This is a genomic window from Nocardia sp. NPDC003693 (assembly GCF_053981095.1).
Genome location: NZ_JBSFNO010000021.1, coordinates 27248 through 40183 on the forward strand (window position 1 = coordinate 27248; position 12936 = coordinate 40183).

Sequence of the window (12936 nt, forward strand, 5' to 3'; positions counted from 1 at the left end):
GCCGGTCCGAGCTCTGGCTCCGCGACGGGGCCTCCGCTCGGTTGGGTCGCGCCGAGCGCGCGCGTGGCCCGGTCGCCCGCCGGCTGCGATGGCCGACGCGCGTCGGCGTCGCCCCACCCACACTCCCGCTTTCCGACCGGAACGGCCCCGCCCTCAGCCTGATTCGGCTGTGGGTCCGGCGCATCGCCCGCGGACCGCTGTCTCTCCTGGCAGACGGGGCCCAGCGTGCGGGGCGACCGCCAACGGACAGGAACGGGTCTGCCGCTCACTTCGCTACGAAGCAGACCGCGCCGGTCCCGATGGGTGGCAGGTGGTGGCGAGGAGTTTCGCTGTGGCGGCTGGGTTCACGGGAGAGCGAAGCTGATCGACTCCTGCGGCAGTGCGGGGACTCGGACGAGCCATCTCGAACCGAGCGGGACACGGTAGCCGCCGACGTCACCGTTCGTGTTCGGGATGAATCGGGTGAGCAGCCGGGGGAGGGGGAAGTCATCGGTCCGGCCGAGGCCGCCGGGGTGGGTGGCGGTGCGGCGGATGCGACGCGAATGCCGGGCGATCGAGCTGGGGGACCGGTCGGCGAGGGCTCGGCCGGCGACAGCACTCCACGGGATGTGAGTCCGGAGCTCACGGTGGAACAGCCGGTTGCCGCCGATGGTTCGGTGGTCGCGCTCTCGCGGTCGGGGACAGACGATTCGATCGACGCGGCGTTGTCGAGTTGCGCGTGGGACGGCACACCGTCTCGGAGCGAGCTTTGGTCCAGCAGGGCGGAAGACGGGTGCGGCACAACGGGTGGCCGGGCGCGAAACAACCGCGCCGAGAACGTGTTCGGAAGGCTTTCCGGGGTTTGGCTGCGGGGTGGTCGGGCTGGTGTCCGTGTCTTGTTCGGGCGGGCCGGGGGTGGAGGTGGGCGGCCGCGGCGGCGGGGGTGGGCAGGGGTCGTGCGGGTGGTGGCGTACGGGGGATCGTTGGTGGCGCGGCGGGTGGCGTTGTTGCTGGGACTGCTCGCGGTGGTTTTCGTCGCGGTGGACTTGTTGCCGGGGGACGCGGCGCTCGCCACCGGGGAACGGGGCGCCGGGGCGGGGGAGGTGGCCCGGCGGCGAGTGGAGTTGGGGCTGGATCGGCCTGTGGCGGAGCGGTTCTGGGAGTGGATGACCGGGCTGGGGCGGGGGGATCTGGGGGTCTCGGCTCGGGGAGTACCGGTGGTGGAGTTGGTGGGCGGGGCATTTCCCAACACCCTGTTGCTCGGTGGGGTGGCGCTGGTGCTGACGGGGGCGGGGGCGATCGTGCTCGGGGGATGGGCGGCGGTGCGGGCCGGGGGCGCGGTGGACCGGATCGTGTCGGGGGCGGCGACGGTGGTGCTGGCGCTGCCGGAGTTCGTGGTGGCGGTGGTGCTGGTGCTGGTGTTCGCGCTGTGGACGGGATGGCTGCCCGCCGTCACGATCGCGGGGGCCGACGGGGCGCCCGCGTCCTGGGACATGCTGGTGCTGCCGGTGCTGGCGCTGACCATTCCGCAGATCGGCTGGAACGTGCGGATCGTGCGCGCGGCGCTCGCCGACGAAGCGCGCGAGCCGCACGTGGAAGCCGCTGTGCTGGACGGGCTCTCACCGCACCGGGTGCTGCTGCGGCACGTGCTGCCGGGCGCCCTGCCCGCCATCGTGACCGGGCTGGCCACCTCCACCGGCGTGCTGCTCGGCGGGGCCGTGGCGGTCGAGGTGGTCTTCAACTACCCGGGCATCGGGTCGGTGCTGGCCTCCGCCGTCGCCGACCGCGACGCCCCGCTCATCGCGGGCGTGACCGCGCTGGCGGGCGCGGCGATCACCCTGGTGCTGCTGGCGGCGGATCTGGTGCGGGACGCACTCTCGGGAGGCGGGCGATGAGCGAACCGGAACGGGCGGGCGAGCCTGTCGTGCGGCCACGGGGGTGGTCGGCCGCGTGGCGGAACCGAACGAGCCGCGGCGGCCCGCCGCGCGAGGTGGGTGGCGAGGTGGGTGGCGAGGTGGGTGGCGAGGTGGGTGGCGAGGTGGGTGGCGAGGTGGGTGGCGAGGTGGGTGGCGCGCCCGGGCCGGACCGGCTTGCTGCCGGTCGACGCGGGTGGCTGCTCGCCGGGCTCGGTCGAGATCGACTGTCCGGTAGCGCTGTTCGGCTGGCACCGGCCGTGCTGCTGATCAGCGCGGCGCTGGCGGGGCCGTTGCTCGCGCCGCACGCCATCGACATCCCGGTGACCGGGCCGTACGCGGCGCCGGGTGGGCGCGCGCCGCTGGGCGGGGATGTGCTCGGGCGCGACGTGCTCAGCCGGCTGCTGGCGGGTGGGCGGGACCTGGTCGTCTCCTCGCTCATCGCGGCCGTGCTGGTGACCGGGGTCGCGGCGGTGCTGGGTGCGGTGGGCGCGCTGCGGCCGGGGGTTGGGCGGCTGGTCGACCGGGCCACGGACATGCTGATCCTGTTGCCGTCCGTGCTCGGGCTGCTGCTCATCGCCATGTCGTGGCGCGACGGCGGGCGGCTGGCGATCATCGCGGCGGCGGTGGTGCTCGGTTCGCCGTACGCGGTGCGGCTGGTCTCGGGCGCGGCCGCGCCCGTGGCGGCCTCGGGGTACGTGGAGGCGGCCGCGGCGGGCGGAGAACGGCTGTGGCACCTGGTACTTCGCGAGGTGCTGCCCAATCTGCGGGCGACACTGCTCGCCCTGTTCGGGCTGCGCTTCGTCGCCGCGGTCTATCTGGTCGCCACCGCCGCCTTCCTGCAGATCGGCCCGCAACCGCCCGCCGCGGACTGGGCCCTGATGATCCGCGAGAACGGCCCCGGCATCCTGCTCAACCCCTGGGCGGTCGTGGCGCCCAGCGTCCTGATCGCCCTGCTCGCCCTGAGCGTGAACCTCGCCGCGGCCGCCCTCGCGCCGCAGGCCGGACGAAAGGCGGTGAGCCCGCAGTGAATTCCGGACCCGAGGATGCGGATCGTGCTGCGGCGGCGGAACGCGGTGCCCGGCCGGTCGTCGCCGTACAGGGTTTGTCCATCGCGGCCGGCGACCGCTTTCTGGTGCGCGAGGCCGGTTTTCGCGTCGAGCCCGGCCGGCTGCTGGCGCTCACCGGCCCCTCCGGGTCGGGGAAGACCACGCTGCTGCGGGCCCTGCTCGGCCTGCTTCCGCCCGAGACCGCCCGCCGCTCGGGCCGGGTGGCTGTGCTGGGCGCGGACGTCTTCGCGCTGACCCCCGACGACCTGCGCGAATTGCGCCGCACCCGTATCGCTTTCGTCGGCCAGGATCCGGGTTCGAGCCTCAACCCGCGCATGCGCGTGCGGACCCTCGTCCGCGAACTCGCCTCCGATCCCGCCGCGGTCGCCCCCCTCCTGCGCGAGGTCCGCCTCCCCGCCGACGCCCGCTTCACCGCCCGCCGCCCCGGCGCTCTCTCCGGCGGCCAGCAGCGCCGGGTGGCCCTGGCCCGCGCCCTCGCCCGCCACCCCGACCTGCTCCTGCTGGACGAGCCCACCGCCGGCCTGCACCCGTCCCTGCGCGACGAGATCGGCGACCTGCTGGTCCACCTGGCCCGCGACCGCGCCCTGGCCGTCGTCTTCGCCTGCCACGACACCGATCTCGTGTCCCGCATAGCCGACGACGTCTACGACCTGACCCCGCCGCACCCCTCGGGCGTCAGCGCACGCGCGGTGCACACCGGCCGAACCCCGCCCGCGACCGATCCGCTCGGCTCCCGCAGTGACGCGGCGGGGTCGCATGCGGCGGTCCCGGCGGAGAGCTGCGCGGTCACCCCGGGCGCGGAATCGTCCGACTCGCAGTCGGATTCGCTGCTCGCAGTGAGGGGACTGCGCGTGTGGTCCGGCGGAGCGCAGGTGCTGCGGGACATCGACTTCGCGGTCGGGGCCGGCGCTGCGGCGGGGATCGTGGGGCCCTCGGGGGCCGGGAAGACGAGTCTGGTGCGGGCGATGGTGGGCCTGCAGCCCGCCGGGGGCGGGGTGATCGAGCTGGCGGGCAGGCCGTTGCGGGCCGCGTCCGCACGGCGAAAGCGGGAGGAGCGCAGGCGCATTCAACTGGTGCCGCAAAACCCCCTCGGTGCGCTGAACCCCAGCCGGACGGTCGCCGCGACGGTGGGCCGCCCGGTCCTGCTGCACCGCCGCCGCCCCCGGCGCGAGGTACCCGCCCGGGTAGCGGAACTCCTCGATCAGGTCGGCCTCGGCGCGGAGTTCGGCGCCCGGTACCCGCACGAACTCTCCGGCGGCCAGCGCCAGCGCGTCTCGATCGCCCGCGCCCTGGCCGCGGACCCGGACGTCCTGATCTGCGACGAGGTCACCTCAGCCCTCGACGCCCGGACCGCGACGGCGATCATGGACCTGCTCTCCACCCTCCGCGCCCGCCACACCCTGACCCTGATCCTGATAGCCCACAACCTCCCCCTGATAGCCGCCCACACCGACACGGTCCTGGTCCTGGACGCGGGCCGCCCGGTCGAGTCCGGCCCCACCCCAACGGTTTTCGCCAACCCGTCCCACGAGGTAACCCGCGCCCTACTCGGTGCGTCTACTTCGATCGCGAACCCCGGCTGAGTCCCGGGGCGCCCCAACCACCCGCGCGGGCCATCGACGGCAGGCGAACACCGACGGCCGCAACGCCGCCGATCCCCACGGTGAAACGGGTGGACGGCCGGGAAATCCACTCGGGCAGAACCGGTTTCGATCGACAGTGCCGTCGTGCCCGGGCCGTATCGCCGCCTCAGCTGAACGGAGTGTTCGGGCGGGGCTGGAGGACGTCGTCGACGTAGATGTCCACCTTCTCGTTGTAGAAGCAGGCCAGGCCCGCCACCTTCTGGCTTTCGGGCAGGGGCGTGCGGTACAGCCAGACCAGGTCGCGGAACTCGTCCTCGCCCAGGCGGACATGGCGGTACTCGGCGGTGCCCTTGTACGGGCACTGCGAGCTGGTCGGGGACGGGCGCAGCAGGTCCTGGCGGACGTCGGTCAGGGGGAGGTAGTAGCGGGGCGGCAGGCCGGTTTCGAACAGGATGCGGGCCGAGCGGGAATCGGCGAGCGTCTCGCCGTTCAGCTCCACGCGGATGTGGCGGGAGCTGGCGAGGATGTCGACGCGGCTGTACGGATCGCGGGGGTGGATGTAGATCGGCTCGTCCTCCTCGAACCACTCGTCCATGGCCGGGAAATCCAGGCGCACCAGATCACCGAGTTCGGGGGAGTCCAGGTAGCGCACGGCCGCCGCGGGCGCGGTGCCGCTGTCGCCCGCGACGTCGAACTCGGTGCCCGCCCCGAGCGTCGGATGCTCGCGCGTCACCCCGGTGGGTTCGAGCTTCGCCCGCAGGTCGGCGACCGGAATGTAGTAGGTCGGGTAGTAGGGGTGCTCCCACACCAGCCGGGACGCGACGGTGTCGGCGACGGGATGCCCGCCCAGGTAGGCGCGCACCCGCTTGGCGCACGGCTCGACGCGGATCGGCCCGGAATTCGTCTCTGCCATACCCGCCGACGGTACTCCGGCGCGGAAGAGGCAGCCGGGGAAAGGAATTGGGGAGCGCCGGCCGCCGGCGGGCGTACCCCGGCGCGCCAAGCATCTGGTCACTCGACCAGACCCGGGACTTTTGTCGCCTGACCAGCCCCGATATGGTGAGTCCGCAACAATCGAGCAACTTATGAAGAGGACGGTCAGATGTCGGAACCGACCGGCGCGGAGCACGCGGGCCTGCGCACCGGACTGCGTCGTCGCCACATGACCATGCTGGCCATCGGCGGAGCGGTCGGCGCGGGCCTGTTCGTCGGCAGCGGCTCGGTGATCGGAACCGCGGGCCCGGCCGCCATCCTCTCCTACGGCGCCGCCGGTTTGCTGGTGCTGTGCGTCATGCGGGCCCTGGGCGAGATGGTGGTCGCCCGCCCGGTCGCCGGATCGCTCACCGAGTACGCGCGCATGACCATGGGCCCGTTCGCCGGCTTCACCGTCGGCTGGCTCTACTGGTACCTCTACGTCATCCTGGTCGGCGCGGAGGCCGTGGCCGGCGCGGCCATCCTGGCCACCTGGATCGACCTGCCGCAGTGGAGCCTGTCGGCCGGGCTGCTCGTGCTCATGACCGCCGTGAACCTGGTGTCGGTGAAATCGTTCGGCGAGTTCGAATTCTGGTTCGCCTCCATCAAAGTCGTCGCCATCGTGCTGTTCATCGTCATCGGCGCGGCCTGGGTCTTCGGCCTGTGGCCGGACTCCGACGGCGGCTTCGGCAACCTCACCGCGTTCGGCGGCTTCGCGCCCAACGGCATCGGCGGCATCTTCTCGGCCATCGTGGTGGTGCTGTTCGCCTTCGGCGGCACCGAGATCGTGACGGTCGCCGCGGCCGAATCCCGCGAGCCGGGCCAGGCGGTGGCCCGGGCCACGAACAACGTGCTGTGGCGGGTCGGCCTGTTCTACGTCGCCTCGATCTTCCTGGTGGTGACCATCCTGCCGTGGAACGACGCCGAGATCCTGCAGAGCCCGTTCGTCAGCGCGCTGGACCACATGGGCATCCCGGCCGCGGGCACGATCATGCAGGTTGTCATCCTCACCGCGGTGCTGTCGGTCCTCAACTCGGCCATCTACGTCTCCTCCCGCATGCTCTACGTGCTGACCCGCGACGGCGACGCGCCCGCCGCCCTGGTGAAGGTGAACCGGCGCGGCGTCCCCGCCCGCGCGGTGCTGCTCGGCACGGTCGCGGCCTGGGGCGCGGTCATCGCCTCCTATGTGTCCCCCGACCAGGTGTTCACGTTCCTGCTGAACTCGATCGGCGTCATCCTGGCCTACGTCTACGTGGCCATCATGATCTCCCAGCTGCGCCTGCGGGCCCGCCTGCGCCGGGAGGACCCCTCGGCCCTGACCTATCGCATGTGGGGCTACCCCTACCTGAGCTGGCTGGTGATCATCGCGATCGTCGCGGTTTTCGTCGCCATGGCCCGCGTCCCCGAACAGCGCAATCAGCTGCTGGCCTCGACCGCCTCCCTGCTGTTCGTCGCGGCCCTGTACCCCCTGCGCGCCCGCTTCGGCAGCAAGCCCCCGGCCCGCGAGGTGGAGATCCTGCAGCCTGCCTCCCACTGACCCGGAACAGCCGAAAGGCCGGGGCCGCAGCATATGCCGCGGTCCCGGCCTTTCCGGTTCGAAGGTTCCTACGCCGGGCGCGGGAGCGGGCGAGCCGGGTCGCCGAAGAGCTGGGCGTCACCGTGCGCGCGTTTGAAGAACAGATGGGCGTCGTGCTCCCAGGTGATGGCGATGCCGCCGTGCAGCTGCACGGTTTCCGAGACCACCGAGTTCAGCGTGGCGGTCGCGTGCAGCCGGGCTGCCGCGATGTCGACCGGCTCGGCGGTGCCGTTCGCCAGGCCCGAAATCGCCAGGTACGCAATGGATCGCGTGGATTCCACCAGCACGTACATGTCGGCCATGCGGTGCTTGAGCGCCTGGAAGCTGCCGATGGGCCGCCCGAACTGCACCCGCGACTTGCTGTACTCCACGGTCATGTCCAGGCACTGCTCGGCCGCGCCCAGCTGCTCGGCGGTCACCGCGGCCCAGGCGATGTCGCGCAGGCGAGCCACGTCGACCGCGCCCAGCAGCGTGGCGGGCGACCCGGCGAATTCCACGGTGGTCAGCCGCCGGGTCGGATCCATGGTCGGCACGACCGTGCGGGTCACGCCCGCCGCGTCGTCGTCGACCTCGAACAGGCCCTCGGGCGTCAGCACGAGCAGCGACTGCGCGTGCGCGCCGTCCAGGACGTAATGCGCGGTGCCGGTGAGGGTTTCGCCCTCGACACGGACGCCGAACGAATCCCAGCCGCCGGCCCCGGCCCAGCACAGCGCCAGGGTGCGCACGCCCTCGGCCACCTCGGGCAGCAGCCGCTCGTTGGCCTCGGCGTTGCCCGCCAGCAGCAGGGCCTGCACACCGAGCACCGCGGAACCGAGCATGGGCGGGGCGGCCAGCGTACGGCCCAGTTCCTCGACGACCAGCAGCGATTCCACCAGCCCGACGCCGACGCCGCCGAACTCCTCCGGAACGGCGAGCGCCGCGACGCCCACCTGTTCGCACAGCAGCTTCCAGAGCTGTTCGTCGTACCCGCGCTCGCCGTCGAGCCCGCGCCGCATGGCCGCGCTGTCCCCGTGCTTGGCCAGCACGGCGCGCACGGTCGTGACGAGTTCTTGCTGCTCAGCCGTGATGCTCATGCGTCGGCTCCGATTCCTGTCCAGGTAGGTGATGACTGTGCTGCCGTGACGCGCGGCGGTCGGGCGGTGGCCGCCGCGGCCGAAACCGCCCGCGGCACCGGCACGTTCCCGCCGCGCGGACTCACGCGGCGGCTTCGGGTGCGCCGGCGCGCAGGGCCGCGGCGATGCGGGCGCGGTGCAGATCCGGTGTGCCCCAGGCCGAACGCAGCGCGTTGACCTTGGTCAGCCACAGCGACAGATCGCATTCGGCGGTGTAGCCGATGGCGCCGTGCACCTGCAGCCCGATCCGGGCGGCCTGGTACGCGGCCTCCCCGGCGGCCAGCTTGGCGGCGGAGATGTCGCGGGCGCGAACGCCGGCCTCGGCCCCGTCCTGCAGGGTCAGCGCGGCGCGGTAGAGCAGCGGCTGCGCCATCTCGAGCCCGATCATGACGTTGGCCAGGTGATGCTTGATGGCCTGGTACTGCCCGATCGGCTTACCGAACTGCTGGCGCTGCTTCACGTACTCGACGCTGGTGTCCAGCAGCGCCCGGCCCGCGCCCAGCAGCTGCGCGGCCGCGGCGAGCGCGCCGGTGTCGAAAGCGAGCGCGATGGCCGCGGCCACCCCCTCGCCCTCGGCGAGCACGTCGTCCCCGGTCAGCGGGAACAGGCGGCGGGCCGCGTCCACCGAGCGGACGAGTTCGCCCGCGCGCGCCAGCACGACCCGGTCACCCGAGGCGACCAGGCGCAGATCGGCGACGTCGGCGTCCACCGCCACCGCCGCGCCCTGATCGGGCAGCGCGATGGTGCCGAGCTTGGACCCTTCGGCGAAGTCCGGTAGCCATTCCGAGGCCGGTCCACCGTCCGGAAGCGCCTGCAGCAGTGCGGGAATCGCGGCGGCGGTCTCGATCAGCGGCCCGGGCGCCGCGGCCCGGCCGATCTCGGTGAAGGCCACGATCAGTTCCACCGGCCCGGCGCCGAAGCCGCCGTTCTCCTCGGTGACGGTCAGGCCGAGCGCACCGGCCTCGGCCAGCTGCCGGATCAGCGCGAGCCCGGCGGCGTGCTCGCCCTCACCCCATGCGCGCACCACGGCGGGGGTCTTGGCGGCCTCGCCCATCTTGCGCAGGCTGGCGGCGAAATCGATCTGTTCTGCGGTCAATGCGAAGCGCATGTCGGTTCCTCCGTGGTTCTAGCGCGGCAGGCCGAGCAGGCGTTCGGCGATGATGTTTCGCTGGATCTCGTTGGTGCCCGCGTAGATCGGGCCCGCCAGCGAGAAGAGGTAGCCGTCCGTCCACTCCGATTCCTGCTCGGCGGCGGCGCCCCGGATGTCCAGCGCGGTTTCGTGCATGGCGATGTCCAGATCGGACCAGAACACCTTGTTCACCGAGGACTCCGCGCCCAGCTGGCCGCCGTCGGCGAGCCGGGTGACGGTGGCCCAGGTGTTCAGCCGGTACGCCTCGGCGCCGACCCACGCGTCCACGACGCTGTTGCGCACCGCGGTGTCGGACTCGTCGGTGGTGGCGCGCCACAGCTCGATGAGCTTGGCGGCGGTGGCGTTGAACCGGCCCGGCGCGCGCAGCGAGAGGCCGCGCTCGTTGCTCGAGGTCGCCATGGCGACCTTCCAGCCGTTGTTGGCCTCGCCGATGACATCGGCGTCCGGCACGAAGACGTTGTCCAGGAAGATCTCCGCGAACCCGGGCTCGCCGTCCAGCTGCGGGATCGGGCGCACGGTGACGCCCTCGGCCGTCAGCGGGAACATGAGGTAGGTCAAACCCTTGTGGCGCTGCGCTTCCGGGTCGCTGCGGAACAGTCCGAAGCCCCAATCCGCGTACGAGGCACGCGAACTCCAGGTCTTCTGGCCGTTGAGGATCCAGCCGCCCTCGGTGCGCTTGGCGCTCGAGCGGATACCGGCGAGATCGCTACCGGCCTCCGGCTCGGACCACGCCTGCGCCCAGATGTCGTCCGCGCGCGCCATTCTCGGCAGAATGCGGGCGAGCTGCTCGGGTGAGCCGTGCTCGAACAGCGTCGGGGCCAGCAGGAAGATGCCGTTCTGCGACACGCGGCCGGGCGCTCCGGAGGCGTAGTACTCCTCCTCGAAGATCACCCATTCGGTCAGCGAGGCGTCCCGGCCGCCGTACTCGGCGGGCCAGGCCACACAGGAGAGCCGGGCATCGGCCAACTTGGCCTCCCACTCGCGATGCGCCTCGAACCCCGCCGCGGTGTCCATGGACGGCAGGGGAGCGGCGGGCACGTTGGCGGCCAGGAACTCCCGGACCTCCTGCCGGAAAGCCGCTGTCCTGTCGTCGAATTCGAGATCCACTTACTTCGCCCCGTTCCTCTCCGCGTCGGCCGTGGCCGTGGCGGTGTTCTTCATAGACTTGGCATTCATGCCGCCGAGCGAATCCGCTCCGACCTCGGCGTTGTGGGCGTGCGCGAAATGGTGCAGGCCGAAGACCGAATCCATGCCCGCGCGCATACCCATGAGGTCCTCGCACTGGTTGACGGCCTTCTTGGTCAGCGCCAAACCGAATTGCGGCATGGCCGAGATCTTCTCGGCCAGCGCGAACGTCTCGGTCTCCAGGTTCTCGCGCTCGACGACGCGATTCACCATGCCCCACTCGTACGCCTGCGCGGCGGAGAAGCGGTCACCGGTGAACAGGATCTCCTTGGCCCGGCGCGGGCCGAGCATCCACGGGTGCGCGAAGTACTCCACGCCCGGAATACCCATGCGCACCACGGGATCGGAGAAGAAGGCGTCCTCCGAGGCGACGATCATGTCGCAGGACCAGGCCAGCATGAGCGCGCCCGCGATGCACGCGCCCTGCACCATGGCGATGGTCGGCTTGGGAATCTCGCGCCAGCGCCGGCACATGCCCAGGTAGACCTCGGTCTCGCGGGCGAAGCGCTGATCGCCGCCGGGCCGGTCGGTGTGGTCCCACCACAGCGCGGCCTGGTTCTCGTACCGGACGTGGTGATCGCGGCCCGGCGTGCCGATGTCGTGCCCGGCGCTGAAATGCTTTCCGGCCCCGGCCAGGACGATCACCTTGACCTCCGCGTCCTCGACCGCGCGCACGAAGGCGGCGTCCAGGGCGTAGGTCATCACGGAGTTCTGGGCGTTGCGGTAGTCCGGGCGATTCAGCGTGACGACCGCGATCGGCCCGCGCTTCTCGTAGAGGACGACCTCGCCCTCGTCGGGGATGGGCCCCGGCGCGGAATCGGTGGCGCTCACGCGTTCTCCTCACGTAGTTGCCGCTTGAGGACCTTGCCGGCGGCGCTGTAGGGCAGCTGGTCGCGGAACTCCACGAACCGCGGCACCTTGAAATTGGCGAGCAGCGTCTTGGCATGCGCCAGAACGTCGTCGGCGGACAGCTCCGCGCCCGGCTTGCGCACCACGTAGACCTTGCCGACCTCGCCCATGCGCTCGTCCGGCACCCCGATGACCGCGGTCTCGGCGACCCCGGCCAGCCGCGCCATGGCCTGCTCGACCTCGGCGGGGTAGACGTTGAAGCCGCCGGAGATGTACATGTCCTTGAGCCGGTCGGTGACCTTCATGTACCCGCGCTCGTCGATCACCGCGACGTCGCCGGTGTGCAGCCAGCCGTCGTTGTCGATGGTGTCGGCGGTGGCCTGCTCGTCCTCGAGGTAGCCGAGCATGATCTGCGAACTGCGCAGCAGCAGTTCGCCGTTGTCGGCCAGTTTGATCTCGAAGCCGTCGATGGCGCGGCCGCAGGTGTTGGCGATGGTCTCGGCGGAATCCTCGGGGCGGCACATGGTTCCGAAGCCGCCGGACTCGGTCTGCCCGTACGCGGTCAGCACCACGTCGAAGTCCAGCTCGTCGCGCATGCGCTCGATGAGCACGACCGGCACGGTGGCCGCGCCGGTGACCGCCACGCGCAGCGACGACAGGTCGGCGGTGGCTCGGGCGGGGTGTTCGAGGATGGTCTGGAAGATGGTCGGCGGGCCGGTGAGCACGGTGATGGCCTCGGCGGCGATCAGGCGCATGGTCTCGGGCACGTCGAAGGTGATCTGCGGGACGATGCTCGCGCCGGTGACCAGCGAGGCGAGAATGCCCGCCTTGTAACCGAAGCTGTGGAAGAACGGCGGCACGACCAGGTAGCGATCCTGCTGGTTCAACGTCGCGCAGTCGGCCCAGGCGCGGGCGCTGGTGAGCGCGCGGGTGTGCGGAATGAGCACGCCCTTGCTGCGGCCGGTGGTGCCGGAGGTGAACAGGATGTCCGAGACATCGTCCGGCTGTACCGATTCCGCGCGCGCGATGGCGTCGGCGAGGGTGACGGCCTCGGCCAGCTTCGGCAATTCCGCCCAGGCGATGGCGTTCTCGACCGCGGCGTCCCGGTCACCGGGAATGACTATGACGGTGTCGATGGCGAGTTCGGGTGCGTCGGCGCGCAATTCGGCCAGGCGGTCGCGGCCCAGGAATTCCCCGACGATGAACAGCGCCTTGGCCCGGACCCGGCCCAGCACGTCGGCGGCCTCGTCGGCCACGTACCGGGTGTTGAGCGGCACGATCACCGCGCCCACGTAATGGGTGGCCAGGACCGCGGTGATCCAGTGGTGGGTGTTGGGAGCCCAGATGCCGACGCGGTCGCCGCGTTCGACGCCCTGCGCGATCAGCACGCGCGCGGTCTCACGGACCGAGTCGAGCAGTTGTGCCCAGCTCAGCCGCACCGCGCCGTCGGTGACGGCGGGTGCGGAACCGTACGCCTCGGCTGCGGCGTGCAGCGCCAGGGGTGTGGTCTGCGGCAGCGAAGACGCGGTCTGCGGTGGGGATGTCAC

The 12936-nt window shown here is 71.8% G+C and carries 10 protein-coding genes; 4 read left to right on the forward strand and 6 right to left on the reverse strand.

The features are described from left to right. Nucleotides 1-965: 965 nt before the first annotated feature. From ACWDOP_RS22680 to ACWDOP_RS22690, 3 genes are all read left to right on the forward strand, one after another. Nucleotides 966-1874 (forward strand): ABC transporter permease, encoded by a 909-nt coding sequence (locus ACWDOP_RS22680; RefSeq protein WP_456346668.1) that lies wholly within the window; start codon nt 966-968, stop codon nt 1872-1874. A 107-nt stretch (nt 1875-1981) separates the two neighbouring features. Further along, nucleotides 1982-2923 carry an ABC transporter permease gene (locus ACWDOP_RS22685; protein ID WP_456346669.1) on the forward strand — a complete coding sequence of 314 codons (942 nt, stop codon included), beginning with the start codon at nt 1982-1984 and terminating at the stop codon, nt 2921-2923. Then, nucleotides 2920-4545: an ABC transporter ATP-binding protein gene (locus ACWDOP_RS22690; RefSeq protein ID WP_456346670.1), complete on the forward strand. Its 1626-nt coding sequence runs from the start codon at nt 2920-2922 to the stop codon at nt 4543-4545. The genes ACWDOP_RS22685 and ACWDOP_RS22690 overlap by 4 nt, the downstream gene beginning before the upstream one ends. Before the next feature lie 166 nt (nt 4546-4711). Here the strand turns inward: ACWDOP_RS22690 and ACWDOP_RS22695 are convergent, their stop codons facing one another. After that, the gene (locus ACWDOP_RS22695) at nt 4712-5458 is read right to left on the reverse strand and encodes a DUF427 domain-containing protein (protein ID WP_456346671.1); all 747 of its coding nucleotides are present in this window, start codon (nt 5456-5458) and stop codon (nt 4712-4714) included. A gap of 189 nt (nt 5459-5647) precedes the next feature. Here ACWDOP_RS22695 and ACWDOP_RS22700 point away from each other — a divergent pair, with 189 nt between their 5' ends. After that, the gene (locus ACWDOP_RS22700; protein WP_456346672.1) at nt 5648-7054 is read left to right on the forward strand and encodes an amino acid permease; all 1407 of its coding nucleotides are present in this window, start codon (nt 5648-5650) and stop codon (nt 7052-7054) included. Between the two features lie 68 nt (nt 7055-7122). Here ACWDOP_RS22700 and ACWDOP_RS22705 read toward each other — a convergent pair whose 3' ends face one another. The 5 genes from ACWDOP_RS22705 to ACWDOP_RS22725 form a co-directional block, all read right to left on the reverse strand. Then, the gene (locus ACWDOP_RS22705) at nt 7123-8166 is read right to left on the reverse strand and encodes an acyl-CoA dehydrogenase family protein (protein WP_456346673.1); all 1044 of its coding nucleotides are present in this window, start codon (nt 8164-8166) and stop codon (nt 7123-7125) included. Between the two features lie 121 nt (nt 8167-8287). Continuing rightward, nucleotides 8288-9313: an acyl-CoA dehydrogenase family protein gene (locus ACWDOP_RS22710; protein ID WP_456346674.1), complete on the reverse strand. Its 1026-nt coding sequence runs from the start codon at nt 9311-9313 to the stop codon at nt 8288-8290. An 18-nt stretch (nt 9314-9331) separates the two neighbouring features. Further along, on the reverse strand, nt 9332-10462 hold the full coding sequence (locus ACWDOP_RS22715) for an acyl-CoA dehydrogenase family protein (protein ID WP_456346675.1): 1131 nt from the start codon (nt 10460-10462) through the stop codon (nt 9332-9334). After that, nucleotides 10463-11371 (reverse strand): enoyl-CoA hydratase, encoded by a 909-nt coding sequence (locus ACWDOP_RS22720; RefSeq protein ID WP_454208148.1) that lies wholly within the window; start codon nt 11369-11371, stop codon nt 10463-10465. After that, nucleotides 11368-12936: a FadD3 family acyl-CoA ligase gene (locus ACWDOP_RS22725; RefSeq protein WP_454208149.1), complete on the reverse strand. Its 1569-nt coding sequence runs from the start codon at nt 12934-12936 to the stop codon at nt 11368-11370. The genes ACWDOP_RS22720 and ACWDOP_RS22725 overlap by 4 nt, the downstream gene beginning before the upstream one ends.